Below are 25,201 nucleotides of genomic sequence, written 5' to 3'. Positions count from 1 at the left end.
CGGGAGGGGTCAGAGCATCTCGAGGTTGCTGCGCAGCTCGTACGGGGTGACCTGGGCGCGGTACTCGGCCCAGTCCTTCCGCTTGTTGAGCAGCACGAAGTTGAACACCTGCTCGCCGAGGGTCTCGGCGACGAGCTCCGACTCCTCCATCAGCGAGATCGCGCGGTCGAGGCTCGCCGGCAGCGGGCTGTAGCCCAGGGCGCGGCGCTCGGCGTCCGACAGCGTCCAGACGTTGTCCTCGGCCTCGGCGGGGAGCTCGTAGCCCTCCTCGATGCCCTTGAGTCCCGCGGCCAGCAGCAGCGAGTAGGCGAGGTAGGGGTTGGCGGCCGAGTCGAGCGCGCGGTACTCGATGCGCGAGGACTGGCCCTTGTTGGGCTTGTACAGCGGCACGCGGACGAGCGCGGAGCGGTTGTTGTGGCCCCAGGACACGTAGCTGGGCGCCTCGTCGCCGCCCCAGAGGCGCTTGTACGAGTTGACGAACTGGTTCGTCACCGCGGTGATCTCGGGGGCGTGCTTGAGCAGACCGGCGATGAACTGGCGGCCGAGCTTGGACAGCTGGTACTGCGCGCCCTGCTCGTAGAACACGTTCATGTCGCCCTCGAAGAGCGAGAGGTGCGTGTGCATGCCCGAGCCGGGGTGGCCGGAGAGCGGCTTGGGCATGAAGGTCGCGTAGACGCCCTGCTCGATCGCCACCTCCTTGATGACCGTGCGGAAGGTCATGATGTTGTCGGCCGTGGTCAGCGCGTCCGCGTAGCGGAGGTCGATCTCGTTCTGGCCGGGGCCCGCCTCGTGGTGGCTGAACTCGACCGAGATGCCGAGGTCCTCGAGCATGCGGACGGAGCGGCGGCGGAAGTCGTGCGCCGTGCCGCCGGGGACGTTGTCGAAGTAGCCGGCGGAGTCGACGGGCTCGGGCCCCTCGGCGCCGAAGGTCGACGACTTCAGCAGGTAGAACTCGATCTCGGGGTGCGTGTAGAACGTGAAGCCGCGCTCGGCCGCCTTCGCGAGCGTGCGCTTGAGCACGTTCCGCGGGTCGGCGACGGCGGGCTGGCCGTCGGGAGTGGTGATGTCGCAGAACATCCGCGCCGTCGGATCGATCTCGCCGCGCCACGGCAGGATCTGGAAGGTCGACGGGTCCGGGTGCGCGAGGACGTCGGCCTCGAACGAGCGGGTGAGTCCCTCGATGGCCGAGCCGTCGAAGCCGAGACCCTCGGCGAACGCCCCCTCGACCTCCGCCGGAGCGATCGCGACCGACTTGAGCGTGCCGACGACGTCCGTGAACCAGAGGCGAACGAATTTGATCCCTCGCTCTTCAATGGTGCGAAGAACGAAGTCCCGTTGCTTGTCCATCAAGGCCCTTCCTGTTTCGCTCCCAGGCTAGTGGCTCCGCCCCTCCCCTGCTGGGCGCCCGGCCGTTCCCCGCGGAGCCCCGACGGGGCGCGGATAGACTCGACCGCATGTCAGCGCAGCCCGTGAAACGCGTGAGAACCCGCCACTTCCAGACCGCGAAGGACTCGGGGGTGCGGATCACCGGGCTCACCAGCTACGACGTGCTCACGGCCCGCATCTTCGACCAGGCGGGCATCGACTTCCTGCTCGTGGGCGACTCCGCCGGCAACACGGTGCTGGGCTACGACACGACCCTGCCGGTCACCGTCGACGAGCTGATCCCGCTGGCCCGGGCCGTCGCGGGCGCGGTCGAGCGCGCCTTCGTCGTCGCCGACCTGCCCTTCGGCTCCTACGAGTCGGGCGCGGACGACGCGCTGCACACCGCCTTCCGCTTCATGAAGGAGACGCACGCGCACGCGGTGAAGCTCGAGGGCGGCGTCCGCTCCGCGGAGCAGATCCGGCGGATCGTCGAGGCCGGCATCCCGGTGATGGCGCACATCGGCTTCACACCGCAGAGCGAGCACGGCCTCGGCGGCCACATGATCCAGGGCCGCGGCGAGGGGATCGAGCAGCTGCTCGCCGACGCCCGCGCCGTCCAGGACGCCGGCGCGTTCGCCGTCGTCCTCGAGATGGTGCCGAGCGAGGCCGCCCGCCGGGTCACCGAGGAGCTCAGCATCCCGACGATCGGCGTCGGTGCCGGCCCGCACGTGGACGGTCAGCTGCTCGTCTGGACCGACTTCGCCGGGCTCACCACCGGCCGGGTGCCGCGCTTCGTGAAGCAGTACGCCGACCTGCGCGGTGTCCTCACCGGCGCGGTGACCGCGTTCCGCGAGGACGTCGAGGCCGGCGCGTACCCCGGAGCCGAGCACAGCTACGAGTAGCGGGGCGCGACCCGGTTCAGCGCGAGATCAGCGGTCCTCCGCGTCCTCCTCGTCCCAGCGTCGGGTGTTCTCGCGCATCTTCTCGAGAGCGTGGGACGCCTCCTCGCGGGACGAGTAGGGGCCCGCGCGGTCGACGGACGGGGACTGGAAGCCCTGCTCCACCGCACCGGACTTGAGGTTGTACCACCAGCTGTTCGCATCACCGTCAGACATGTCGCGATCCTACGCCGGGGCCGGTCGCCGGTCGCTCCCCCTCCCGCCTCGCTAGCATGGCCGGTATGACTGCTGCTGCGACCGCGATCGGAATCGACATCGGAGGGACCGGCATCAAGGGGGCGTACGTCGACCTCGGCGAGGGCGCCCTCCTCAGCGACCGGATGAAGGTCGCCACTCCCGAGGGCGGACGTCCGAAGGACATCGTCGCCACGGTGCAGCAGATCCTGGGCATGCTCCCGGACGCACCGTCCGACACCCCCGTGGGGATCTGCTTCCCGGCCGCCGTGGTGCACGGGCGCACCATGTCCGCCGCGAACGTCTCGGACGAGTGGATCGGCCTCGAGGCCGAGAAGCTGTTCGAGGACGCCATCGGCCGCGACATCTTCTTCGTGAACGACGCCGACGCCGCCGGCTACGCCGAGTCGCGCTTCGGCGCGGCGAAGGACAAGAAGGGCCTGGTCCTGATGACCACGCTCGGCACCGGCATCGGCACCGCGCAGATCTACGACGGCGTCCTCATCCCCAACGCCGAGCTCGGCCACCTCGAGATCCACGGCGGCGACTACGAGAAGAAGGCGTCCTTCGCCGCGAAGGAGCGGGACGACCTCGACTACAAGCACTGGGCCAAGCGCCTGCAGCGCTACTACTCCCACCTCGAGGCGCTCCTCTGGCCGGACCTGATCATCGTCGGCGGTGGCATCTCCAAGCACCACGAGGAGTTCCTGCCCCTGCTCGACCTGCGCACCCCGATCGTGCCGGCCGCCCTGCGCAACAACGCGGGCATCCTCGGCGCCGCGGCCCTGGCAGGCGGCGGCGTCCGCCGCTGAGGCGGTACCTCCTTCCGCGGCGGTCCCCGCCCGCCGCGGCGCGGTCGGCCTCGACACGTGGCCGCGTTCCGCAGGGCGTGTCGCCTTCGGCTACGACGAAACGCTGGCACGCGTTTCGCCGGTTCGCCTCGCTTCGCGAGAGCGGTCTGGAGGGCCCGCGCCTCTGATGCCCTCCCCCCTCCATGCTGGTCGAGTAGCCGCGCAGCGGCGTATCGAGACTCACGCCACCGAGCGGCGGCCCCGAGCACGCGTCCAGCAGGGGCGGATCTCGATACGCCCTCTGCGAGGGCTACTCGATCAGCATGCACAGGCGCCTGCTCGATCAGCATGCGCGCGATGCCTCTTCCCGCATGAGTGGCGTGGTGACCCCTTCCGGCTGCACAGGGCCGCCACCCTCTTGCTGGTCGAGTAGCCGCGCAGCGGCGTATCGAGACCGACGTCACCGGACGGCAGCCCCGAGCCCGCGTCCAGCAGGGGCGGATCTCGATACGCCCTCTGCGAGGGCTACTCGACCAGCATGAGTGCGAGGACGGCGCTCTTCAGGAGCTTGCGGAAGCAGAGCCGAGGCGAGTCGGAGAAACGCGTGCCAGCGTTTCTGCGGAGCCGGACGCGCGACGCTCTGCGGAACGCGACCACGCACCCGGGCCGACCGCGGCGCGGCGGGCGGGGACCGCCGCGCACACGCACCCGGGCCGACCGCGGCGCGGCGGGCGGGGACCGCCGCGCAAAGGGGCGCAGCCGGCCACGAGACGCGAAAGGCCCCGCGGTGCGGGGCCTTTCGTGGCGAAGGGGTCGGCTATTACGCCGGGTTCTGTTCACGCCGCGCCTCTCGGCGGGCGCTGGACGGCCATCTCTCTCGGGGGCACGTCGCCGTGACCCTCCAGCGGTCTACCCGAGGACCCGACGAGCAGCCGCATCGTCCTCTGTCTGACCTTGCTCCGGGCGAGGTTTACCGAGCGGACCGGATCACTCCGGCCCCTGGTGGTCTCTTACACCACCGTTTCACCCTTACCGCGGGCCGGGGCCCGTGGCGGTCTGTTCTCTGTGGCACTGTCTCGCGGGTCGCCCCGGGTGGGTGTTACCCACCGCCCTGCTCTGCGGAGCCCGGACGTTCCTCGGCGCCGGGGCTCTCACCCCGGCGACGCGACCGTCTTGCCGGCCCGTTCGCGGAACCAGTGTACGGGCCGGGTCAGGCGAGAGTCGACTCGTCGCCGCGGACGAGGATGCAGCCGCTGTCGGGGCAGAGCACGACCTGGTCGGGCGCGGTGGTGCGGATCCAGGCGAGGTCGGACTCGGTGAGGGCGACGCCGCTCCCCTCCGACACCTTGCCACGCAGGAGCGCCGCGCCGACGCCGTAGCGGGCGCGCTGCTTCTCGTAGAGCTCCACCAGGTCGGCCGGGATCTTCTCGACGAGCGAGGCGCGGTCGCGGGCGAGCGCCTCCTGCTTGCCGGCGAGCTTCTCCGCCTGGGCGTCGCGCTCCTCGGCGAGGGTCGCGATGCCCGCGACGACCTCGTCGCGCTCGGCCTGGGCGGCGGCGACCTCGGCCTCGATGCCCTCGATCCGCTCCATCAGCGTCAGCTCGATGTCCTCGAGGTCGCCGCGGCGCTTGACCAGCGAGGTGATCTCTCCCTCGAGTGCGGCGATGTCCTTCGCGGACGAGGCGGTCTGCAGGCGGTCGCGGTCGCGGGCGAGGCGCTTGTCGACGACCTCGACGTCGGACTCGATGCGGCCGAGCTCGGTGCGGGCGTCCTCCAGCCGGCCGTTGCGCTCCGCGAGGGTGCGGCGGGTCTCGTTGTCGCGGGTCTGCATCGCCTTGATCGCCGCGATCTGCGGCAGGGTGGCGACGGCGTGACGGAGCTGGTTGCCCCTCGTGTCGAGACTCTGCAGAGTCAGGAGCTCTCGCTGGTCGGCGGGGCTGGCAATCACGTCGCGGTCCTCGTTCCCGGCACGGAGGGTGGGCGTGCCGGCTCCATTCTCGCGCGCTCGCGGAGCGTCAGTGGACGATCGCGAAATCCCAGGGGTCGGTGCGGGTCTCGCTGACGTCGACGACGACCCCGGGAAGCGCGGTGCGCAGAGCGGTCGCGGCGACGTCGAGCCAGAGCCACTCGCTCGCCCAGTGCGAGACGTCGAGGAGCGCCGGGCCGGTGCCGTGGCGGGCCTTCTCGCGCGCCTCGGAGGCCGGGTGGTGCCGGAGGTCGGCCGTGATGTAGACGTCGCTCGTGCGGACGGCGGGGCTGTCGAGGAGGGAGTCCCCGGCTCCGCCGCAGAGCGAGACCCGGCGGACGGGCGCCTCGTAGTCGCCGGCGGCACGGACTCCCCCGGCGGTCGCGGGCAGCAGCTCGGCCACGGCGCGGGCCAGGCGGCCGAGCGTGACCTCCTCGGCGAGGTCGCCGACGCGACCGAGGCCGACCGACGGGTCCTCGCCGGGGACCAGCGGCGTCGTGCCGGTGAGTCCGAGCCGCGTCGCGATCACGTCGGAGACGCCGTCCGCGACGATGTCCGCGTTGGTGTGCGCGGAGACGAGCGCGCAGCCGTGCCGGATCAGCTCGGCGAGCAGGCGGCCCTTGTAGCCGTCCTCCGCGATCGAGGTGACCCCGCGGAGCAGGAGCGGGTGGTGGGCCAGGAGGAGCTGGTAGCCGCCGTCGACGGCCTCGGAGACGGTGTCGGCGACGACGTCGACCGCGAGGAGGATCCGCTCGACCTGCGCGGCCGGGTCACCGGTGACGAGACCGGGAGCGTCCCAGTCCTCCGCGGCCCCCTCTGGCCAGAGACGGTCGATGACGGCGTGGACGTCGCGCAGCGTGGGCATGCGTCCAGGGTAGGGCCCCGCCGCTCCCCCGCCGGAGTGCGCCTCAGTGCCCGTCTCAGTGCGCGTGGTCGGTCTCGACGGCGCGGATGGCGGCGTCGGAGGAGCCGACCTCGTCGTCGAGGTCCGCGGCGAGGAAGTCCTCCGACTCCGGGAGGCGCACGGTGAGCCCGGCGTACTGCTCGACCGCCAGCTCGCCGCTCAGTCCGGACGCCGCGAGGACGTGGCCGCCGACGGAGCCGCTCGTGTCGACGAAGTGGGTGTGCAGCCCTGCGACGCTGATCCCCTGGAACGGCTTCGGGCCGTAGAAGCCGACGATCGTGCCCTCGACGTCGCTCAGGTGCACCTCGCGCTGGTCGCGCATCGCGTCCGCCAGGCGGAGGTACGGCTTCACCTGCGCGATCGGCTGCCGCAGCGTCAGGTGTTCGACGCGGCCGCGGAGACGGACGCCGACGAACACGTTCGGGCTCGGCACGGTGCGCCGCACCGCCGTCAGCAGGGCGTCGAGCGACGGCACCGCCTCGACCGTCTCCGTGCTGTCCGGCGTGAACCGCGCCAGCTCGGCGAAGGCGATCGTGTCCTCCGGCTCGAGGACGACGACCGAGCCGTCGCCGCGGAACAGCCGGTGCACGCCGTCGAGCACGACGAGCTCACCCTCCATGTGGTCGCCGCAGCCCAGCCCGAAGTCGCCGGCCTCGTCCGCCTCGGCGCGCGTGACGACGCCGTCGAACAGACCCGCCAGCAGTGCGTCGACGATGGAGAACTGGGTGATGAGGCCGCGCGGCGCGGTCGGAGTCGGCATCCCGCCATTCTGGCGGAGCACTCAGCTCTCCAGCGCCAGCCGGTACCGCTCGCGCGCCATGCGGTCCGCCGTCTCCGCCGCACGCCCGAGCCGCGCCTGCCGGTCCGGATCGAACGCGAGGAAGTGGAAGGCCGCGGGCACCGGGGTCAGCCCGCGCAGCCGCTTGAAGCGGTGCGCGCTCTTGCCGAGCCACACGTGCTCCACCCCGGCCCCGATCGCGGACTCGGCGGGATCGAGGTAGCCGAGCGTCGCGGAGAGACGGTCCGGGACTCCCCGGGACGGACGCGCCCAGCGCAGGACGTGCATCGTCGTGTCGTCGTGGATCGCCATCGCGAATCCGACCGGCCGCTCCTCGGGATCGACCGCGACCCTCAGGCGCGCGCCCGGGAGCGCCGAGAAGGAGCCGAACGCGTCGTCGGTGAACTCGGCTCCGTGGTGCCTGTGGTCGGCCATGAACTCGCGGTGCAGCCGCGGGGCGAACGCCTCGTCGCCCGGCTGCCAGTCCCGGATCGTGCAGCGCGTCCGGGCGAAGTGGTTCCGGTCACTCGCGAACTGCTTGCGGGCCGTGCGGGGCAGGGCGGCGAGGATGCCGTCGAGGTCGGCGTGCCCGCCGGTGTCGAGCCGCCAGTCGGCGTCGGAGAACACCGCTCGGAATCCGAGGTCGGCCAGCAGGCTTCCTCTGTCCCCGTCATCGAGGTCCACCCAGGGCACGACGACCCCGTCGAGCCCCCACGTCCGGCACTCCCGGCCCACCCGCTCGAGGAGCGGCGCGAGTGCCGTTGCGCAGCCGTACAGGGTGTGCCGGAGGCGCACCGGCGTACCCACGATCAGCCAGCGCTCCCCGGTCGCCGCGCCTGGGACACCGAGCAGGCGCGGGAGATCGAAGCTCAGCGGGATCCGCTCGCCCGAGTACTCGAACCCGACCACGGCGACGCTCTCGTCCTCGGACCACCAGGAGCGGAGGTGCACGTCGCCGGCGAGCGAGTCGCGGAGGAACGCGAGCGTCGGCGACCGGCGCATCGGGTCGTCGGCCAGGGCGTCGAGGAGATCGGCGGGTACGCGGCCGACGCTCGACGCACCGTGGCGCCTGCTCGAGTGGTGAGACATCCCAGGGATGGTAGGCACCGACTCGGAGGTCGTGTGCGGTGGCGCAGGATGATCGGTCGCCCGGTGCTGCGCCCCGGGAAACGACAGAAGCCCCGCGCTTCCGGAGAAGTGCGGGGCTCTCTGCCTTGCGGTGGATCCGAGGGGATTCGAACCCCTGACCCCCTGCATGCCATGCAGGTGCGCTACCAGCTGCGCCACGGACCCTTGGTGCGCTTCTCGGACTCGAGGTACCGGCCTTGCGGCCCGCTCCTCCGCCCGGCGGAAGCAACTCGAATAAACTACAACACGAAGCGCGAGGAGTGAAATCGAGCGTTGCCGCCGGGCGTGTTCCTCAGTTCGAGGAGGCCGCGGAGTCGGCGGGAACGGCGTTCGCCACCGTGATCGGGACCACGGGGCAGTCCTTCCAGAGGCGCTCCAGCGAGTAGTACATCCGGTCCTCCTCGTGGAAGACGTGGACGACGAGGTCGCCGAAGTCGAGCAGGATCCACCGGCCCTCGGCGCGGCCCTCGCGGCGCAGGAGCTTGGCTCCGGACTCGTTGAGGCGGTCCTCCACCTCGTTGGCGATGGCGACGACGTTGCGCTCGGAGCGCCCCGTCACCAGGAAGAAGATGTCGACGAGCGGCAGCGGTCCCGAGACGTCGAGCGCGACGAGGTCCTCCCCGCCCTTGGAGTCGGCGGCGGTGGCCGCGAGGTCGAGCAGGGCGCGGGCGGAAGCGGTCGCAGTCATGAAGCCTTCAGTGTCGGTGGTGGATCAGAAGATGTTGAGGACGAAGCCGCCGATGAACAGCGCGATCGAGGCGACCAGCAGCACGGCGGCGGTGATGGCCAGCACGACGGGGACGCTGACGGCGCGGCGCTTCTGCGGGGCGATCATCGCGGTGCCCGCGGCGTGCGTGGAGACGGCGCTCGACGCCCGGACGGGCTCCGAGTCGGAGGCGGGCTGCTCGCGGTCGATGCGGTCGACGTAGCGGTCGACATCGGGCGAGTCGTAGAGGTTGGGGTGCTGACCGGTGGAGCCGAGGCTGCGCGGCAGGTCGAAGGAGCCCGTGACGAGCACCTCCCCCGTGTCCGTGCGGACGGGCGACGCGTCGCCCGCGGTCGGCAGGATCAGGGCGTTCGTCGTGGTGACGGCGCCCGTCGAGGCGACTCCGCTCGCGATGAGGGAGTCGAAGGAGGCGTCGACCTCCTCCTTGGACTTGCTGTCGAGCTCGTCGGTGATGGCCAGGTGCTCGATCGGCGGGTGGAAGCTGCCGGTGATCTCGGTCGCCTTCTCGTCCGCGATGTCGAGCGTGCCGACGGTGGCGAAGAGGGCGGTGTTGAGCTTGGGCTGCTCGGGCTCGTCGTCCGACTGCTCGAGCTCGTCGGCCGGCTGCTCGACGGCGGACGCCTCGGGAGCGGACTCCTCGGCAGCGGCCTCTTCGCGAGGGGACTCCTCGGGAGCGGACTCCTCAGCGGCGTCGGGCTCGGCCTTCGCCGGATCCTGCGCGGCGTCGACGGGCGCGGCCTCGGGGGTCGCGGCGACCTGCTCCGCCTGCTGCTGGGCGAGCAGCGCGCGGAGCTCGCGGCGGGTGAGCGTGCTGCGGTCGACTCCCTCGGGCAGCACGACCTCGATGGCGGAGGTGCTCAGCTCGGGCTCGGCGGCGGGAGTGGGCGCGACGACGGGGACGCGCAGGGCCTGGGTCGCGGTGAGGACGGGCATCTCGCCCGCGGCGGTGACGGACGCGGTCGCGGCGCGGCGGGAGGTCGTCGGTGCGGCGGCGGGCGCGGCGCCGGCCGCGGCTCGCTCGCGCTCGCGGATCTCGCGCCGGGTGAGCGGCGCGCCCTCGTGCTGAACTGTCATGGCGTGCTCCGATACAGGTGGTGCTTCGAGATGTACTGGACGACACCGTCGGGAACCAGATACCAGACCGGATCACCCCGGTTCACGCGGCTCCGACAGTCCGTCGAGGAAATCGCTAGCGCCGGAATTTCCAACAAGGATACGTCCTGAGCCGGCAATCCCGAAACGGACAGGGCGTGACCCGGCCGGCTGACGGCGACGAAGTGCGCCAGCTCCCAGAGCTCGTCGTAGTCCTTCCAGCTCAGGATCTGCTCGACGGCGTCGGCTCCCGTGATGAAGAACAGCTCGGCGTCGGGGTGGGCGAGGTGGATGTCGCGGAGCGTGTCGATGGTGTACGTCGTGCCGACGCGGTCGATGTCGACGCGGCTGACGGTGAAGCGCGGGTTGGACGCGGTCGCGATGACCGTCATCAGATAGCGGTGCTCCGGCGGCGTGACCGTCTTCTTGTGCCACGGCCGGCCGGTCGGCACGAAGACGACCTCGTCGAGGTCGAAGGACTGCGCCACCTCGGAGGCGGCGACGAGGTGCCCGTGGTGGATCGGGTCGAAGGTGCCACCCATCACACCGATGCGCGGACGCCGCGGGTCTCCGCTCGCGGCGGACGTCACGATCGCAGGGCCGCCGGACTAGTGGCCGTGGCCGTGGGAGTCGTGCGAGCCGGCACCGGTCTTGTGCGAGTGGCGGTTGGCGACGTCGCGGTAGCTCCACGTGACGAAGCCGAGCGCGGTGAAGGCGACGACGGCGATCAGCCCGTAGACGATGGTCGGCATCGGCAGCTCGGTGTGCGCTGCTTCAGCGAGGACGGTCGTCACGAGGGACATGCGGTGCTCCTTGGAATCGGGATCGCCCACTCAGGGCGTCGTCGAGTCTACCCGGACACCGCCGCGAGCCGGGTGCGGCGCTAGGAGCGGACCTGACCGGACCCGCGCAGCAGCCACTTCGTGCTCGTCAGCTCGGGCAGTCCCATCGGGCCGCGGGCGTGCAGCTTCTGCGTCGAGATGCCGACCTCCGCTCCGAAGCCGAACTCGCCGCCGTCGGTGAAGCGGGTGGACGCGTTCACCATCACCACCGCGGAGTCGACCTCGGCGAGGAAGCGCTCGGCGCTGCGCAGGTCGTTCGTGACGATCGACTCGGTGTGGTGGGTGGAGTAGCGGGCGATGTGGTCCATCGCCGCGTCGAGATCGTCGACGACGGCGACCGCGATGTCGAGAGAGTAGTACTCGGCCGTCCAGTCCTCCTCGGTCGCGGGCACCGCATCGGCGATGATCGCGCGGACCCGCTCGTCGCCGTGCACGGTCACTCCGGCGGCGGCGAGGCGGCCGAGGACGGGCGGCAGGAGGCGCTCGGCGGCGTCGCGGTGCACGAGCAGCGTCTCGAGGGCGTTGCAGGTGCTCGGGCGCTGGGTCTTGGCGTTGTGCACGATGTCGACGGCCCACTGCTCGTCCGCGCTCGCGTCGAGGAAGACGTGCACCACTCCGGCGCCCGTCTCGATCACCGGCACGGTCGACTCGGTCACGACCGACTCGATCAGGCCGGCGCTGCCGCGGGGCACGAGCACGTCGACGTAGCCGCGAGCGCGCATCAGGGCCTTGGCGCCCTCGCGGCCGAAGTCGTCGACCGTCTGGATCAGCTCGGCGGGCAGGCCGACGGAGGCGACCGCCTCCTGCAGCAGCTCGACGAGGACGCGGTTGGTGTTCTCGGCCGCGCTGCCGCCGCGGAGGATCACGGCGTTGCCGCTCTTGAGCGCGAGGGTGGCGATGTCGATCGTGACGTTGGGGCGCGCCTCGTAGATGGCGCCGACGACGCCGAAGGGCACGCGCACCTGGGTGAGCGAGGCGCCGTTGGGCAGGTTGGAGCCGCGGACCGTCTGGCCGACCGGGTCGACGAGACCCGCGACCGCGACCACGGCGTCCGCGAGGGAGCCGAGGCGCGCCTCGTCGAGGCGGAGGCGGTCCTGCAGACCGGTGCTCATGCCGTTCTCCCGACCGTTCGCGAGGTCGAGCTCGTTGGCCGGGACGATCCGCTCGACGGACCCGCGGACGGCGTCGGCGATCGCGAGCAGGGCGCGGTTCTTGAGGTCGGTCGTCGCGCTGCGCAGCGACCGCGAGGCCGTGCGGGAGGCGGCGAACCGCTCGGTCAGGACGGAGCTGTCGAGGGTGGTCTGTGGCATCCGGCCAGTGTATTCGCAGACGACCGGGCGCCGACGGGCGGAGCCGAGGAGTCAGACCTCCTCGGCGTCGCCCACCAGGTCGTCCTCGTCGGAGACGCGCCAGACGCCGCCCTGGCGCTCGCGGTCGAGCTCGGCGCGGGCAGCCGCCTTGGCGTCCATCCGCTCGAGGTAGTTGTCGCGGCGCTCGGCGCGGGTCTTGCGGTTGTTCTCCTCGAGCCGGAGGTCGGTGCCGCGCGGGGCGGTGATCAGCTCCGCCGTCGAGGTGAGCGTGGGCTCCCAGTCGAAGACGACGCCGTCGCCCGGGCCGATGACGACGGTGGAGCCGGCGACGGCCCCGGCCGAGAAGAGGCCGTTCTCGACGCCGAGCTTCGCGAGGCGGTCGGCGAGGAAGCCGACGGCCTCGTCGTTGGTGAAGTCGGTCTGCGCGACCCAGCGCTGCGGCTTGGTGCCGAGCACACGGTAGACGTTGCCGTAGGAGCCGCCCTCGACGCGGATCTCGTAGTCCTTCTCGTCGACGGCGCGCGGGCGGATGGTGATCCGCTCGACCTTGGGCTCGGCCGCGAGGGCGAGACGGTGCTGCTCGACGATCTCGCCGAGGGCGAAGGTCAGCTGGCGCAGTCCCGAGTGGGAGACGGTCGAGATCTCGAAGACGCGGTAGCCGCGGGCCTCGAGGTCGGCGCGGACGAAGTCGGCGAGCTCCTGGGCCTCCGGCACGTCGACCTTGTTCAGGGCGATCAGCTGCGGGCGCTCGAGCAGCGGCACCTGGCCGTCGCCGACCGGGTACGCGGCCAGCTCGCCGAGGATGATGTCGAGGTCGGTCAGCGGGTCGCGGCCCGGCTCGAGCGTGGCGCAGTCGAGCACGTGCACGAGAGCGGTGCAGCGCTCGACGTGGCGGAGGAACTCCAGGCCCAGGCCCTTGCCCTCGCTCGCACCCTCGATCAGGCCGGGGACGTCGGCGACGGTGTAGCGCGACTCCCCCGCCTGGACGACGCCGAGGTTGGGGGCGAGGGTGGTGAACGGGTAATCGGCGATCTTCGGCTTCGCTGCCGAGATCGCGGCGACGAGGCTGGACTTGCCGGCCGAGGGGAAGCCCACGAGCGCGACGTCGGCGACGGTCTTCAGCTCGAGGACGACGTCGCCCTCCCAGCCGGGAGTGCCGAGCAGCGCGAACCCGGGGGCCTTGCGCTTGGTGGTCGCCAGCGAGGCGTTGCCGAGGCCGCCCTGGCCGCCGGGGGCGACGACGAAGCGGAGCCCCGGCTCGTCCATGTCGAGCAGCTCCTCGCCCGTGGGCGACTTGACGACGGTCCCGACCGGGACCATCAGCTCGAGGAGGTCGCCGTTGCCGCCGGCGCGGTGGTCGCCCATCCCGGGGCCGCCGTTGGCCGAGGAGCGGTGCGGGTGCCGGTGGAAGGCGAGCAGCGTGGTGGTCTGCGCATCGGCGACGAGGACGATGTCGCCGCCGTGACCGCCGTTGCCGCCGTCGGGGCCGGCCAGCGGCTTGAACTTCTCGCGGCGGACGGAGACGCAGCCGTTGCCGCCGTGCCCGGCGCGCAGGTGCAGCGTGACGTTGTCGACGAAGGTGACCATGGTGTGTTCCGTCCGATGGGGAGGTGGCGGCGTCGGAGTGTCCGACGCCGGGTGCCGAGGTGCGCGGCGCTCACGAGCACGGGGCTCGCGGTGAGGGTGCCGCAGCAACGCGCAAGGGGCGAGCCGAAGCCCGCCCCTTGCGTCCTGTGCCTGCTCGGCCGAGGAGAGCTGCCTAAGCGGCGGCCACCACGATGTTGACGACCTTGCGGCCGCCCTTCTGGCCGAACTCGACCGCACCGGCCGAGAGGGCGAACAGGGTGTCGTCGCCGCCACGACCGACGTTGACGCCGGGGTGGAAGTGGGTGCCGCGCTGGCGGACGATGATCTCGCCCGCGCTGACGACCTGACCGCCGAAGCGCTTCACGCCGAGACGCTGCGCGTTCGAATCGCGACCGTTGCGGGTGGAGCTTGCGCCCTTCTTGTGTGCCATTTCTCATCTCCTCGAGACCGGGGGGCCGCAGCCCCGTGCTGATGCTCTGCGGAGCGATGGCTCCCGCCGCAGATCAGCGAAGTGTGGGTGTTACTTGATGCCCGTGACCTTGACGCGCGTGAGGTCCTGACGGTGCCCCTGGCGCTTCTTGTACCCGGTCTTGTTCTTGAACTTCTGGATGATGATCTTCGGACCGCGGAGCTCCTCGAGCACCTCGGCCGTGACCGACACCTTCTCGAGCGCCGCGGCGTCCGAGGTGATGGAGTCCCCGTCGACGAGGAGCACGGCAGCCAGCTGCACGGTGCCGTTCTCGTCGGCCTTGATGCGGTCCATCGTCACGATGGTGCCGACCTCGACCTTCTCCTGCCGGCCACCGGCGCGCACAACTGCGTAAACCACTTCTCGTACCTGTTTTCTCATCTGGACGGCGCGTGAGCGCTGTCCGGGGCTTGTAAGGACGGGGTCGGACCCCGGTCTTCCCGGTCGTACCCGTCTCTCGTACGGGACGAGGGGACCGGCACCGCGGCTCGCATCCCGTGAGGGACCGAGCGGCAACGGAAATCTGCGTGAGCACATGGATCGCGCCACACCAACGGTCAAGAGTACGGGATCCGTGCTCCCCGGTCAAACGCGCACCGCCCCGGAGGGGGTGCCGCCCGACCGACGACCCCGTCACGATAGTGCAGGCCGTGCCGCGGATCGGGCAGGCGCGCCGCCTACGATCGACGGATGGCGATCCTCCTCGACGCGGCGCGCTGGCCCGCCCACGACACGCTCTGGGCCCACCTCGTCAGCGACTCCTCCCTGGAGGAGCTGCACGCCTTCGCGCGCCGCGTCGGGCTGCCGGAGCGCGGCTTCGACCTCGATCACTACGACGTGCCCGCCGCGCGTCGCGAGGAGCTGCTGGCGGCGGGTGCCGTGCCCGTGGGCAGCCGGGAGCTGGTCGAGCGGCTCCGCGACAGCGGGCTGAGGGTGAAGGGCCGGGACCGGGACGCGGAGAGGGCCCGGCGCCGGCTCTCGCCGGGCACCGGGCCCCACTGATCGTCGCTGGTCGCGCTACTGCGCGCGGCGCGGCGTCTGCTCGGGCACGACCGCGATCCCGGTGAGCGCCGCCGTGGTGACGCGACGGCTCTTGGCGCGGCCCTGGCCGGGCTGCTTGGGTGCGGGCAGCGCGTCCAGAACGGAGTCGAGGAGGTGCTCGGCGACCGCGCTCGGCACCCGGCGCTCGGTCACGACCGGCGCGGGCGGGATCGGGATGTCGAGGATCGGGACCACCGGAGCCTGGGCCGCAGGAGCCTCGGCCGCGACGGGCTGAGCCGCGGGCTCCTGCACTGCGGGCTCCTGGGCCGTCTCGCGGGCGGCGGGAGCGGACTCCTGCTGCTCGCCGGACTCCGGCGTCTCCTGGCGCGGTTCGCGGTCCCGGCCTCGGCGACGGCGCTCGCCCCGGGCGGGACGCTCGCGGCGGCCGGACGACTCGCCCTGACGCTCCGCGGACTGCTCGCCCGACTGCTCGGCGGACGGATCGGCCGGCTGCTCGGCCGACTGCGTCTCCGCCGCGGTGGTCGTGGCCTCGTCGACGAGGGCGACGGCCTCCTCCGCGGCGTGCCGGACGGCGGCCGGGTGGATCGTGCTCGCCGCGATCTGCGCGAGCGCGTTCTTGGCGTCGTCGGTGATGGCGTGGGTGCTGACCGGCTTGGAGCCGTTCTGCGCGCCAGCGCCGTTCTGGGCGCTGTAGCCGTTCTGACCAGCCTGGCCGCCGCGGCCGTTCGCGGGCTGCTCGCCAGCGGGCTTGCCGCCGCGGCGGCGCTCCTGCTGCGGAGCCGCGGTCGATCGGTGCTTGACCACGGGGTCGTGCTGGACGATGACGCCGCGGCCCGCGCAGACCTCGCAGTTCTCGCTGAAGGTCTCGAGGAGGCCGAGGCCGAGCTTCTTGCGGGTCATCTGCACGAGGCCGAGCGAGGTGACCTCGGCGACCTGGTGCTTGGTCCGGTCGCGGCTCAGGCACTCGACCAGGCGCCGGAGCACGAGGTCGCGGTTGGACTCGAGCACCATGTCGATGAAGTCGACGACGATGATGCCGCCGATGTCGCGCAGCCGCAGCTGGCGGACGATCTCCTCGGCGGCCTCGAGGTTGTTCTTGGTGACCGTCTCCTCGAGGTTGCCGCCGGAGCCGACGAACTTGCCGGTGTTCACGTCGACGACGGTCATGGCCTCGGTGCGGTCGATCACGAGCGAGCCGCCGCTGGGCAGCCAGACCTTGCGCTCGAGGGCCTTCTCGATCTGCTCGGTGATGCGGAACTCGTCGAACGCGTCCTGCTCGCCGGAGTAGACCTGGACCCGCTCGAGCAGGTCGGGGGCGACCTGGCTGAGGTAGAGCTCGATGGTCTCGCGGGCGTCGTCGCCGGCGATCACCATCTTCTCGAAGTCCTCGTTGAAGACGTCGCGGACGATCTTGATCAGCAGGTCGGGCTCGCTGTGCAGCAGCGCGGGCGCCTGGCCGGTCGCGGCCTTGGTGCTGAGCGCGGTCCACTGCGCGGTGAGGCGCTCGACGTCGACCGTCAGCTGCTCCTCCGTGGCGCCCTCGGCGGCGGTGCGGACGATGACGCCCACGTTCTCGGGGAGGACCTCCTTGAGGATCTTCTTGAGGCGCGCGCGCTCCGTGTCCGGGAGCTTGCGCGAGATGCCGTTCATCGAGCCGTTGGGCACGTAGACGAGGTAGCGGCCCGGGAGCGAGATCTGGCTGGTGAGGCGGGCACCCTTGTGGCCGACTGGGTCCTTGGTGACCTGGACGAGCACGCGGTCGCCGGGCTTGAGCGCGAGCTCGATGCGGCGGGGGCCGCCGGCGTTGTTCGCGGCGTCCCAGTCGACCTCGCCGGAGTAGAGCACGGCGTTGCGGCCGCGCCCGATGTCGACGAAGGCCGCCTCCATGCTGGGCAGGACGTTCTGCACGCGGCCGAGGTAGACGTTGCCGATCAGCGACGCCTCCTGCGAGCGGGCGACGTAGTGCTCGGCGAGGACGCCGTCCTCGAGCACGCCGATGCGGATGCTGTCCTCCTTGGAGCGGACGACCATGACGCGGTCGACGGCCTCCCGACGGGCGAGGAACTCGGACTCGGTGACGACCGTGCGGCGGCGGCCGGCGTCGCGGCCGTCCCGGCGGCGCTGCTTCTTGGCCTCGAGGCGGGTGGAGCCCTTGATGCGCTGCGGCTCGGTGATGAGCTCCGGCTCGCGGGGCTCGCGGGGCTCGCGCTGCTCGCGCGGCTGACGGACCCGGACGACGGTGTTCTCGGGGTCGTCGGAGCCGCCGCGGTCGCTCTCGCCGCTGCGGCGACGCGAGCGGCGGCGGACGGAGCCCTGCTCCTCCTCCGGCTCGTCGCGCTCCTCGCGGACGCCGAGCGGTTCGCCTCGGGGCGGCAGCGGGGTCAGCTGGACGTAGTCGGGCAGGATCGGCGCCTGGAAGAGCAGCGACGTGCTCGGCAGCGGCGGGCGGCGGGGAGCGGACTCCTCCGTCGCGGACTGCTCGGCGTCGGCCGGCGACTCCGGGCCGGCGGTGAAGAAGGCGGCGCCGGTCGAGGCCGGCCCTTCCGTCTCGCCGGGGTCGGCGCTCGCGTCCGGCGCGGTGGTCTGCTCGGTGTCCTGGGCTGCCGTGTCCGGGGCGGCGGTGTCCGACCCGTTCTGCTCGGCGTCGTTCGTGTCGATGATCGTTTCCCCTGTCGCTGATGCGCTCGATCCGGCCCGTCGGTTCGTCCGACGGCCACCGAAGAGGCGACTGATCTTCCTGGCCCCGCTGCGGGGCTCGTCGCGGTCCGGTTCGGATCCGCCCGTGCTGTTGTCTTCCACCATTCCTGGTGCACTCCTCGGCCGGGTCGTGCGCCGCGCCGTCGACCCGGATGCTGTTCTCGAGCGACGGGCCTCGGCCCGCCGCGAATCCTTCCGCTCCCCCGGTCCCGTCGCTCACGTGGCGCAGGACTCCGGTTGCAGCTTCTCCTCGGAACTGACTATCCGACACGTGGAGATGCGTCGCGCTCATTCGCGGAACGCTGTCGATCTCCTGTGGCCCGGTGCTCGCCCGGTAAACCTTCTTCGCGTCGGTGCGGGATCTTCCGGGCCGACGGCTCCGATTATCGCACGCATTCCCAGAGCCGCCGATTCGCCGCGTGCCATAATCCCCCGGTGTCCAGCGATCCCGAGGTGCCGAGCGCCCCCACCCAGCAGCGTCCGGTCCTCTTCGCGGTGCTCCTGATCGTTCTCGGCGTGGTCGGCTGGATCGCCGCGTTCACGCTGACGCTCGACAAGTTCGCGTCGCTCAGCGGATCGTCGGAGGCCCTCGGCTGCGACTTCAGCCTGCTCGTGCAGTGCAGCGCCAACCTGAAGTCGGCGCAGGGCGCGATCTTCGGCTTCCCGAATCCGCTGATCGGCGTCGCCGCGTGGATCGCCCCGATCGTCGTCGGTGCCGGGCTGCTCGCGGGGGCGCGCTTCGACCGCTGGTTCTGGGCGCTGTTCAACCTCGGCTTCGTCCTCGCCCTCGCCTTCGTCGGCTGGCTGATCGCGACGAGCATCTTCGCCCTCGGGACGCTCTGCCCCTGGTGCATGCTCACCTGGGCCGTCGTCATCCCCGGCTTCTGGCTGGTGACCCTCCGCAACCTCCGCGAGGGCGTGTTCCCGGTCCCCGCCGCGGTCCGCCGCTTCGCCGGCGCCGCGTACGGCTGGGTGCCGTTCATCACGATCGTCTGCTACCTGGCGATCGCCGTGATGGCCCAGGTGCGACTCGACGTGCTGTCCTACCTCTGACGCTGCCGGGCTGACGGCTGACGGAGCCCCCGGGAGGGGAGGATCTCGATACGCCCGCTCCGCGGGCTACTCGATCAGCGTGCTTGGGGGCCGTCGCGCTGCCGACAGCATGCTTGGGGGCCATCGCGCTGCCGACAGCATGCTTTGGGGCCATCGCGCTGCCGACAGCATGCTTGGGGGCCAGGCCGCGGGGCGCGCCCTTCCATGCTGGTCGAGTAGCCGCGCAGCGGCGTATCGAGACCCACCGTCGTCAGGACGGGAGCCTGCAGACCCGCCTGCTGACCCCGGTGGATCTCGATACGCCCGCTGCGCGGGCTACTCGATCAGCATGTGCGCTCCCGTCCCCACCTGAGAGGACCAGCCCGCTCGGGCAGCTCTCGCCGAAGGACCTGAGCACGCGGGCGACCGCCTCGGAGGCGCATCCGGGAAAGCGCGTGTCAGCGCTTTCCCGTCGCCGAGCGCAGGACGCTCTGCGGAACGCGCCATTCACGAAAGCCGACTGCGGCGTCGCGGATTACCGCGGCGCAAGACGGCACAGGGCGGTTCGCCTTTCAGGCGAACCAGAGCGAGAGCTCGCGCTCCGCGGATTCAGCGGAGTCGCTGCCGTGCACGAGGTTCTGCTGGACCTTGAGGCCCCAGTCGCGGCCGAAGTCGCCGCGGATGGTGCCGGGGGCGGCGGTGGTGGGGTCGGTCGTGCCGGCGAGGGAGCGGAAGCCCTCGATGACGCGGTCGCCGGCGATGCGGAGGGCGACGATGGGGCCGCTCTCCATGAACTCGACGAGGGGCTCGTAGAACGGCTTGCCCTCGTGCTCGGCGTAGTGGGCGGCGAGCAGCTCGCGGTCGGCCTCGACGAGCTTGATGTCGACGAGCGAGTAGCCCTTCGCCTCGATGCGGCGGAGGATCTCGCCGGTGAGGTTGCGGGCGACGCCGTCGGGCTTGACGAGGACGAGGGTCTCCTGGATGGCCATGGTTCAGCGGTCTCCTTAGGTGGGGGTGGGGTCGGTGGGCCCGTCCGCCGCGCGGCGGTCCTGGGTGTCGAGCTTGGTGCCGGTGACCATGCAGTAGGTCCACAGAGCGACGAACGCCGCGCCGATGACGAACATGATCGGCACCAGGACACCGGTGGCCACGATAACGAACTGGAGGACCCAGCCGATCCGGAAGCCGGCCGGCCGGTTCAGCAGGCCGAGGGTCGCGACGAGGGCGAGGCAGACGACCGCTCCCCCGACCAGGACGATCACCGGATCGGCGGCCTTCAGCCCGAAGGCGACGAGCGTCGCGAGGAAGACGATGACGGCCTCGAAGCCGAGGACGATCGAGCCGAGGCTCTCGCGGACCGTCCGGTTCCGGCGCGGGCGGCCGGCCCTCACGCGCCCAGCCAGTTCTCGTCGCGCGCGACCGTCATCGTCCGTCCGACGAGGGTGATCGATCCGGTCACGAGCAGGGCGCCCTTGTCCGTGCGGGCGGCGAGGAGGCGGCCGGCGGTGAGCGCGCCGTCCGGATCCTCGGCGACGCGGACCGACTCCGCGGGGAACACGGTGCGGGCCAGCTCGGCGAGCTCCTCGGCCGGCACTCCGCGCTCGCTCGGGGCGGTCGTGACGATGAGCTCGTCGACGACCGGCCGGAGCGCGCGCAGGATGCCGTCCGCGTCCTTCTCGGCGAGGACGCCGAGGACCGCGGTGACGCGGTCGAAGTCGAAGTAGCGCTCGATCGCGGAGGCGAGGGAGGCCGCGCCGTGCGGGTTGTGCGCCGCATCGACGACCGTGCGCGGCGACTGGCCGACGATCTGGAGGCGGCCGGGCGAGGTCGCCGCGGCGAAGCCCTCGTCGAGGACGTTCCCGGTCAGCTCCTGCGTGCCGCCGCCGAGGAACGTCTCGACCGCGGCGATCGCCACCGCCGCGTTCTCGGCCTGATGGTCGCCGAAGAACGGCAGCAGAAGCTGCTCGTAGCGGGTGACGAGACCGCGGACGGAGACGAGCTGGCCGCCCACGGCGACCGTGGTCGACTCGACGTCGAAGTCGGCGCCCTCGAACACGATCGTCGACTCGGTCAGCTCGGCCGCCTGCCGCAGCACCGCCTCCGCCTCGGGGGTCTGCTTCGCCGACACCACGGCGGCCGCGGGCTTCACGATGCCGGACTTGGTGCGGGCGATCTCCTCGATCGTCGCGCCGAGCTGCCGGGTGTGGTCGAGTGCGATCGGCGTGAAGACGGCGACCTGCGCGTCCGCGACGTTCGTCGAGTCCCACTCGCCGCCCATGCCGACCTCGATCACCGCGACGTCGACCGGGGCGTCCGCGAAGGCGGCGTAGGCCAGCACGGTGAGCGCCTCGAAGAACGAGAGCGTGCTCTCGCCCCGGCCGACGAGCTCGGCGTCGGTCATGGTGAGGTAGGGCTCGACGTCGAGCCAGTTCGTGGCGAGGCTGAGGTCGGAGATCGGCGCGCCGTCGATGACGATCCGCTCGTTGAAGCGCTCGAGGTGCGGGCTGGTGAAGAGGCCGACCCGCAGCCCGTGGGCGCGGAGCAGGCTCTCGATCATCCGGCTGGTCGAGGTCTTGCCGTTGGTGCCGGCGACCTGGATGACGGGGTAGGCCTGCTGCGGGTCGCCCATGTAGTCGACGGCGCGCCGCGTCGGCGCGAGCCGCGGGCGGGGGCTCGCCTCGCCGAGCCGCTTCAGCAGCTTCGCGTAGACGGCGTCGGCCGCCTCACGCGCGAGCCGGGCGTCCTCCTCGGAGTAGCGGTCCTTGTCAGACATCGGAGGCCTCCACCTTCTCGACGCGGATGATGGCGGTGCCGGCGGGCCCGAAGGCGATCGCACCCTCGCCGCCCTCCAGCGCAGTGGTGAGCGCGGCGAACCCGAAGCCGGTCGCGAGGGTCTCCTCGGCGATCCAGAGCGCGTGCGGCTCGAGGGCCGCCATGCTCATCTCGTCGAGGACGATCTCGAGCTCGATGCGGTCGCTGACCTCGAATCCGGCCGCCTTGCGGGCGTCCTGCACGGCGCGGATCAGGTCGCGGGCCAGGCCCTCGGCCTCCAGCTCCGGCGTGGTCGCCGTGTCGAGCAGCACGAAGCCGCCGCGCGGCAGCAGCGCGATCGCGCGGTCGTCGGCTCCCGAGCCACCCACCTCGAGGGTCAGCTCGTACTCGCCCTCGACCAGCTCGACGCCGCCGGCGGTGACGACGCCGTCGGTCTCGCTCCAGTCGCCGGCCTTCGCGGCCCTGATGACGGTCTGCACGCCCTTGCCGAGGCGCGGACCGGCGGCCCGCGCGTTGACGGAGAGGCGCGAGGTGACGCCGTAGTCGGCCGCGCTGGACTCGACGAGCGGGACCAGCGACACCTCCTTGACATTCAGCTCGTCGCGCAGGATCGCCTCGAACGGCGCGAGCTCGGCGGCGTCGTCGACGACCACGGTGAGCCGCGCGAGCGGCAGGCGGACCCGGAGGCCGGCCTGCTTGCGCAGCGACAGAGCCGTGGAGGAGATGCCGCGGACGGCGTCCATCGCGTGCACCAGCGTCTCGTCGACCGGGAACTCGGCGGCGTCCGGCCAGTCGGCCAGGTGCACGCTCCGGCGGCCGGTCAGGCCCTGCCAGATCTCCTCGGTCATCAACGGGAGCAGCGGCGCGGCGACCCGGCAGACGGTCTCGAGCACGGTGAAGAGCGTGTCGAACGCCTCCGTGCCGCGGCCCTCGGCATCGACGCCCTGCCAGAAGCGGTCGCGCGAGCGGCGGACGTACCAGTTGGTCAGCACGTCGGCGAAGTCGCGCAGCGCGGCCGCCGCGAGGGTCGAGTCGAGCGCCTCGAGGTGGCCGGTGACGGTCTCGATCAGGTCGTGCGTCTTGGCCAGCAGGTAGCGGTCGAGCACGTCGTCGGAGTCGGTGCGGCGGGTCGCGCTGTAGCCCTCGCCCGCGGCGTCGACGGAGGCGTTGGCGTAGAGCGAGAAGAAGTACCAGGTGTTCCAGAGCGGCAGCAGCACCTGGCGGACGCCCTCGCGGATGCCCTCCTCGGTGACGACGAGGTTGCCGCCGCGCAGCACCGGGCTCGACATCAGGAACCAGCGCATGGCGTCGGAGCCGTCGCGGTCGAAGACCTCGGCGACGTCCGGGTAGTTGCGCAGCGACTTGGACATCTTCTGCCCGTCGTTGCCGAGCACGATGCCGTGGCTGACGACGTTGCGGAAGGCCGGCCGGTCGAAGAGCGCGGTCGAGAGCACGTGCAGTGTGTAGAACCAGCCGCGGGTCTGCCCGATGTACTCGACGATGAAGTCGGCGGGGTTGTGCGAGTCGAACCAGTCGGAGTTCTCGAACGGGTAGTGCACCTGCGCGAACGGCATCGAGCCGGAGTCGAACCAGACGTCGAGCACGTCGCTGATGCGGCGCATCGTCGAGCGGCCGGTCGGGTCGTCGGGGTTCGGGCGGGTGAGCTCGTCGATGTAGGGGCGGTGCAGGTCCTCGGGACGCACGCCGAAGTCGCGCTCGAGCTCGTCGAGCGAGCCGTAGACGTCGATGCGCGGGTAGTCCGGGTCGTCGCTCTTCCACACCGGGATCGGCGAGCCGAAGTAGCGGTTGCGGCTGATCGACCAGTCGCGCGCGCCGGAGAGCCACTTGCCGAACTGGCCGTCCTTGACGTTCTCGGGGACCCAGGTGATCTCCTGGTTCAGCTCCTCCATCCGGTCGCGGATCGCGGTGACGCGGACGAACCAGCTCGAGACGGCCTTGTAGATCAGCGGGTTGCGGCAGCGCCAGCAGTGCGGGTAGCTGTGCTCGTAGCTGGCCTGGCGGAGCAGGCGGTGCTGCGCCTTCAGGAGCTGCGTCAGCGGCTTGTTGGCCTCGAAGACCTGCAGGCCGGCGACCTCGCTGATCTGCGGCAGGAAGCGGCCGCCGTCGTCGACGGAGATGATGACGGGGATGCCCGCCGCCTCGCAGACCTTCTGGTCGTCCTCGCCGTAGGCCGGCGCCTGGTGCACGATGCCGGTGCCCTCGCTGGTGGTCACGTAGTCGGCGACGAGGATGCGCCAGGCGTTCTGCGTGCCCCACTGCTCGGTGTCGGCGTAGTGGTCCCAGAGGCGGTCGTAGCTGATGCCCTCGAGCTCGCTGCCGCGGTGCGTGCGCGAGACGGCGGCCAGCGCCGACTCCGCGTCCTCGTAGCCGAGGTCCTTCGCGTAGGCGCCGACCTGGTCGATGGCGAGCAGGTACTCGGCCGAGAGCTCGCGCTCCTCCGGCTCGCCCTTGCCATCGGCGGCGCCGTTCGGGCCGGCCGCCAGCACGGCGTACTCGATGTCGGGGCCGACGGCGAGCGCGGCGTTGGTGGGCAGCGTCCACGGGGTCGTCGTCCAGGCGAGAGCGCGGACGGCGGTGAGGTTCAGCGCCTCGGCGGTCTCGCCGACGAGGGGGAAGGTGACCGTGACCGTCTGGTCCTGGCGCATCTTGTAGACGTCGTCGTCCATCCGCAGCTCGTGGTTCGAGAGCGGCGTCTGGTCGCGCCAGCAGTAGGGCAGCACGCGGTGGCCCTCGTAGGCGAGGCCCTTGTCGTAGAGCCGCTTGAAGGCCCAGATCACGGACTCCATGAAGGTGGGGTCGAGGGTCTTGTAGTCGTCGTCGAAGTCGACCCAGCGCGCCTGGCGGGTGACGTAGTCCTGCCACTCGCCCGTGTAGCGCAGCACCGACTCCTTGGCGGCGGCGTTGAACGCGGCGACGCCCATCTCCTCGATCTGCGACTTGTCGGTGATGCCGAGCTGCCGCTCCGCCTCGAGCTCGGCGGGCAGGCCGTGCGTGTCCCAGCCGAAGCGGCGGTGCACCTGCTTGCCGCGCATCGTCTGGAAGCGGGGGAAGACGTCCTTGGCGTAGCCGGTCAGCAGGTGCCCGTAGTGCGGCAGGCCGTTGGCGAAGGGCGGGCCGTCGTAGAACACCCACTCCTGGGCGCCCTCGCGGGAGCGGATCGACTCCTGGAAGGTGTCGTCGGCCTTCCAGTAGGCGAGGACCTTCTCCTCGATCTGCGGGAACCGCGGCGACGCGGGGACGCCGCGGCCGAAGGCGGAGCCGGTGCTCGCGGGGACGCCGGTGCTCGGATCGTCTCCGGCGCTCTCGGCGTCGCGGGGGGTGGGCGGGGTCAGGGGGTAGGTCACGTGCGGTCTCCTGGCAGTGCTGCTGGTCTGCACGAGGACGGCCCGCCCGGATCTCAGACCCCGGGCCGGGTCGCGGTACCACCTCGCTTGAACCGCCCAGGACCGGCCCTCACGGGCTGTCCCTGGTCGCTCCCACTCGATCGGCTGTCACGGGCCGTACCCGTCCGGGTCTACTGGGCCGCGGCCGGGGCCGGGCTGTTCTTCCGGAGACTCACCGGTGATGGCCGGGTCGAAGTCGTCC

At 71.6% G+C, this 25,201-nt stretch carries 23 protein-coding genes, 1 tRNA gene and 1 other RNA gene; 4 read left to right on the top strand and 21 right to left on the bottom strand.

Annotated features, from left to right (window positions below; translation table 11 throughout):
• Nucleotides 1–9 precede the first annotated feature (9 nt).
• Nucleotides 10–1,347, bottom strand: a complete 1,338-nt coding sequence (locus EDF17_RS07185; protein ID WP_123445837.1) for a glutamine synthetase family protein — start codon at nucleotides 1,345–1,347, stop codon at nucleotides 10–12.
• A gap of 107 nt (nucleotides 1,348–1,454) precedes the next feature.
• Between EDF17_RS07185 and panB the strand changes: the two genes are divergently transcribed.
• The gene (gene panB, locus EDF17_RS07180) at nucleotides 1,455–2,267 is read left to right on the top strand and encodes a 3-methyl-2-oxobutanoate hydroxymethyltransferase (RefSeq protein WP_123445836.1); all 813 of its coding nucleotides are present in this window, start codon (nucleotides 1,455–1,457) and stop codon (nucleotides 2,265–2,267) included.
• Nucleotides 2,268–2,294: 27 nt separating this feature from the next.
• Here the strand turns inward: panB and EDF17_RS07175 are convergent, their stop codons facing one another.
• Nucleotides 2,295–2,480, bottom strand: coding sequence for an SPOR domain-containing protein (locus tag EDF17_RS07175; protein WP_123445835.1), 186 nt, complete (start codon nucleotides 2,478–2,480; stop codon nucleotides 2,295–2,297).
• Between the two features lie 65 nt (nucleotides 2,481–2,545).
• Here EDF17_RS07175 and ppgK point away from each other — a divergent pair, with 65 nt between their 5' ends.
• Nucleotides 2,546–3,310: a polyphosphate--glucose phosphotransferase gene (gene ppgK, locus EDF17_RS07170; RefSeq protein WP_123445834.1), complete on the top strand. Its 765-nt coding sequence runs from the start codon at nucleotides 2,546–2,548 to the stop codon at nucleotides 3,308–3,310.
• 784 nt (nucleotides 3,311–4,094) lie between these two features.
• On the opposite strand, the gene rnpB is transcribed toward ppgK, so the two are convergent.
• The 14 genes from rnpB to rplU form a co-directional block, all read right to left on the bottom strand.
• Nucleotides 4,095–4,473, bottom strand: an RNA gene (rnpB, locus tag EDF17_RS07165) — RNase P RNA component class A.
• A gap of 26 nt (nucleotides 4,474–4,499) precedes the next feature.
• Nucleotides 4,500–5,237 carry a hypothetical protein gene (locus EDF17_RS07160; RefSeq protein WP_123445833.1) on the bottom strand — a complete coding sequence of 246 codons (738 nt, stop codon included), beginning with the start codon at nucleotides 5,235–5,237 and terminating at the stop codon, nucleotides 4,500–4,502.
• Between the two features lie 67 nt (nucleotides 5,238–5,304).
• Nucleotides 5,305–6,120, bottom strand: coding sequence for a Nif3-like dinuclear metal center hexameric protein (locus tag EDF17_RS07155; protein WP_123445832.1), 816 nt, complete (start codon nucleotides 6,118–6,120; stop codon nucleotides 5,305–5,307).
• Between the two features lie 55 nt (nucleotides 6,121–6,175).
• Nucleotides 6,176–6,919: an acetolactate decarboxylase gene (locus tag EDF17_RS07150; RefSeq protein WP_123445831.1), complete on the bottom strand. Its 744-nt coding sequence runs from the start codon at nucleotides 6,917–6,919 to the stop codon at nucleotides 6,176–6,178.
• A gap of 21 nt (nucleotides 6,920–6,940) precedes the next feature.
• Nucleotides 6,941–8,026 carry a peptidogalycan biosysnthesis protein gene (locus EDF17_RS07145; RefSeq protein ID WP_123445830.1) on the bottom strand — a complete coding sequence of 362 codons (1,086 nt, stop codon included), beginning with the start codon at nucleotides 8,024–8,026 and terminating at the stop codon, nucleotides 6,941–6,943.
• A gap of 131 nt (nucleotides 8,027–8,157) precedes the next feature.
• Nucleotides 8,158–8,230 (bottom strand) — tRNA-Ala (locus tag EDF17_RS07140).
• A gap of 127 nt (nucleotides 8,231–8,357) precedes the next feature.
• The gene (gene rsfS, locus EDF17_RS07135; protein ID WP_123445829.1) at nucleotides 8,358–8,753 is read right to left on the bottom strand and encodes a ribosome silencing factor; all 396 of its coding nucleotides are present in this window, start codon (nucleotides 8,751–8,753) and stop codon (nucleotides 8,358–8,360) included.
• A 24-nt stretch (nucleotides 8,754–8,777) separates the two neighbouring features.
• A complete protein-coding gene (locus tag EDF17_RS07130; RefSeq protein WP_123445828.1) occupies nucleotides 8,778–9,866 on the bottom strand; it encodes a hypothetical protein in 1,089 nt (362 codons plus the stop codon).
• Nucleotides 9,863–10,474 (bottom strand): nicotinate-nucleotide adenylyltransferase, encoded by a 612-nt coding sequence (nadD, locus tag EDF17_RS07125; RefSeq protein ID WP_123445827.1) that lies wholly within the window; start codon nucleotides 10,472–10,474, stop codon nucleotides 9,863–9,865. Before nadD ends, EDF17_RS07130 begins: the two co-directional genes overlap by 4 nt.
• Before the next feature lie 18 nt (nucleotides 10,475–10,492).
• Nucleotides 10,493–10,687 carry a hypothetical protein gene (locus tag EDF17_RS07120; protein WP_123445826.1) on the bottom strand — a complete coding sequence of 65 codons (195 nt, stop codon included), beginning with the start codon at nucleotides 10,685–10,687 and terminating at the stop codon, nucleotides 10,493–10,495.
• Nucleotides 10,688–10,767: 80 nt separating this feature from the next.
• Nucleotides 10,768–12,036, bottom strand: coding sequence for a glutamate-5-semialdehyde dehydrogenase (locus EDF17_RS07115; RefSeq protein ID WP_123445825.1), 1,269 nt, complete (start codon nucleotides 12,034–12,036; stop codon nucleotides 10,768–10,770).
• A 51-nt stretch (nucleotides 12,037–12,087) separates the two neighbouring features.
• Entirely contained in the window at nucleotides 12,088–13,623 is a 1,536-nt protein-coding gene (gene obgE / locus EDF17_RS07110; protein ID WP_123445824.1) for a GTPase ObgE, read from the bottom strand.
• A 172-nt stretch (nucleotides 13,624–13,795) separates the two neighbouring features.
• Nucleotides 13,796–14,053 (bottom strand): 50S ribosomal protein L27, encoded by a 258-nt coding sequence (gene rpmA / locus EDF17_RS07105; protein WP_123445823.1) that lies wholly within the window; start codon nucleotides 14,051–14,053, stop codon nucleotides 13,796–13,798.
• 90 nt (nucleotides 14,054–14,143) lie between these two features.
• Entirely contained in the window at nucleotides 14,144–14,452 is a 309-nt protein-coding gene (gene rplU / locus EDF17_RS07100; protein ID WP_123445822.1) for a 50S ribosomal protein L21, read from the bottom strand.
• A gap of 330 nt (nucleotides 14,453–14,782) precedes the next feature.
• Between rplU and EDF17_RS07095 the strand changes: the two genes are divergently transcribed.
• Nucleotides 14,783–15,094 (top strand): DUF4031 domain-containing protein, encoded by a 312-nt coding sequence (locus EDF17_RS07095; protein WP_123445821.1) that lies wholly within the window; start codon nucleotides 14,783–14,785, stop codon nucleotides 15,092–15,094.
• A gap of 15 nt (nucleotides 15,095–15,109) precedes the next feature.
• On the opposite strand, the gene EDF17_RS07090 is transcribed toward EDF17_RS07095, so the two are convergent.
• Complete coding sequence (locus tag EDF17_RS07090) at nucleotides 15,110–17,896, bottom strand: Rne/Rng family ribonuclease (RefSeq protein ID WP_123445820.1); 2,787 nt, start codon at nucleotides 17,894–17,896, stop codon at nucleotides 15,110–15,112.
• A 330-nt stretch (nucleotides 17,897–18,226) separates the two neighbouring features.
• Here EDF17_RS07090 and EDF17_RS07085 point away from each other — a divergent pair, with 330 nt between their 5' ends.
• Complete coding sequence (locus tag EDF17_RS07085) at nucleotides 18,227–18,844, top strand: vitamin K epoxide reductase family protein (protein WP_243732813.1); 618 nt, start codon at nucleotides 18,227–18,229, stop codon at nucleotides 18,842–18,844.
• Nucleotides 18,845–19,395: 551 nt separating this feature from the next.
• On the opposite strand, the gene ndk is transcribed toward EDF17_RS07085, so the two are convergent.
• Genes ndk through ileS form a run of 4 tightly spaced genes read right to left on the bottom strand, consistent with a single transcriptional unit; the run spans nucleotide 19,396 to nucleotide 24,948 of the window.
• Complete coding sequence (ndk, locus tag EDF17_RS07080; RefSeq protein ID WP_123445819.1) at nucleotides 19,396–19,812, bottom strand: nucleoside-diphosphate kinase; 417 nt, start codon at nucleotides 19,810–19,812, stop codon at nucleotides 19,396–19,398.
• 15 nt (nucleotides 19,813–19,827) lie between these two features.
• Nucleotides 19,828–20,214 (bottom strand): DUF4233 domain-containing protein, encoded by a 387-nt coding sequence (locus EDF17_RS07075; RefSeq protein WP_243732812.1) that lies wholly within the window; start codon nucleotides 20,212–20,214, stop codon nucleotides 19,828–19,830.
• Nucleotides 20,211–21,596: a folylpolyglutamate synthase/dihydrofolate synthase family protein gene (locus tag EDF17_RS07070; RefSeq protein ID WP_123445818.1), complete on the bottom strand. Its 1,386-nt coding sequence runs from the start codon at nucleotides 21,594–21,596 to the stop codon at nucleotides 20,211–20,213. The genes EDF17_RS07075 and EDF17_RS07070 overlap by 4 nt, the downstream gene beginning before the upstream one ends.
• Complete coding sequence (gene ileS / locus EDF17_RS07065) at nucleotides 21,589–24,948, bottom strand: isoleucine--tRNA ligase (protein ID WP_123446020.1); 3,360 nt, start codon at nucleotides 24,946–24,948, stop codon at nucleotides 21,589–21,591. The genes EDF17_RS07070 and ileS overlap by 8 nt, the downstream gene beginning before the upstream one ends.
• Nucleotides 24,949–25,201 lie beyond the last annotated feature (253 nt).

Origin of the sequence: Rathayibacter sp. PhB1, assembly GCF_004362935.1 — a bacterium.
GTDB classification, from domain to species: Bacteria; Actinomycetota; Actinomycetes; order Actinomycetales; family Microbacteriaceae; genus Rathayibacter; species Rathayibacter festucae.
The sequence above is the reverse complement of the archived record's forward strand: the minus strand, read 5'-3'. Positions and strand labels throughout refer to the sequence as shown.

Coding starts and splice junctions, on each gene's coding strand:
- EDF17_RS07185 (WP_123445837.1), bottom strand. CDS start 1,347: ATGGACAAGCAACGGGACTTCGTTCTTCGCACCATTGAAGAGCGAGGG.
- panB (WP_123445836.1), top strand. CDS start 1,455: ATGTCAGCGCAGCCCGTGAAACGCGTGAGAACCCGCCACTTCCAGACC.
- EDF17_RS07175 (WP_123445835.1), bottom strand. CDS start 2,480: ATGTCTGACGGTGATGCGAACAGCTGGTGGTACAACCTCAAGTCCGGT.
- ppgK (WP_123445834.1), top strand. CDS start 2,546: ATGACTGCTGCTGCGACCGCGATCGGAATCGACATCGGAGGGACCGGC.
- EDF17_RS07155 (WP_123445832.1), bottom strand. CDS start 6,120: ATGCCCACGCTGCGCGACGTCCACGCCGTCATCGACCGTCTCTGGCCA.
- EDF17_RS07150 (WP_123445831.1), bottom strand. CDS start 6,919: ATGCCGACTCCGACCGCGCCGCGCGGCCTCATCACCCAGTTCTCCATC.
- EDF17_RS07145 (WP_123445830.1), bottom strand. CDS start 8,026: ATGTCTCACCACTCGAGCAGGCGCCACGGTGCGTCGAGCGTCGGCCGC.
- rsfS (WP_123445829.1), bottom strand. CDS start 8,753: ATGACTGCGACCGCTTCCGCCCGCGCCCTGCTCGACCTCGCGGCCACC.
- EDF17_RS07130 (WP_123445828.1), bottom strand. CDS start 9,866: ATGACAGTTCAGCACGAGGGCGCGCCGCTCACCCGGCGCGAGATCCGC.
- EDF17_RS07120 (WP_123445826.1), bottom strand. CDS start 10,687: ATGTCCCTCGTGACGACCGTCCTCGCTGAAGCAGCGCACACCGAGCTG.
- EDF17_RS07115 (WP_123445825.1), bottom strand. CDS start 12,036: ATGCCACAGACCACCCTCGACAGCTCCGTCCTGACCGAGCGGTTCGCC.
- obgE (WP_123445824.1), bottom strand. CDS start 13,623: ATGGTCACCTTCGTCGACAACGTCACGCTGCACCTGCGCGCCGGGCAC.
- rpmA (WP_123445823.1), bottom strand. CDS start 14,053: ATGGCACACAAGAAGGGCGCAAGCTCCACCCGCAACGGTCGCGATTCG.
- EDF17_RS07095 (WP_123445821.1), top strand. CDS start 14,783: ATGGCGATCCTCCTCGACGCGGCGCGCTGGCCCGCCCACGACACGCTC.
- EDF17_RS07090 (WP_123445820.1), bottom strand. CDS start 17,896: ATGGTGGAAGACAACAGCACGGGCGGATCCGAACCGGACCGCGACGAG.
- ndk (WP_123445819.1), bottom strand. CDS start 19,812: ATGGCCATCCAGGAGACCCTCGTCCTCGTCAAGCCCGACGGCGTCGCC.
- EDF17_RS07070 (WP_123445818.1), bottom strand. CDS start 21,596: ATGTCTGACAAGGACCGCTACTCCGAGGAGGACGCCCGGCTCGCGCGT.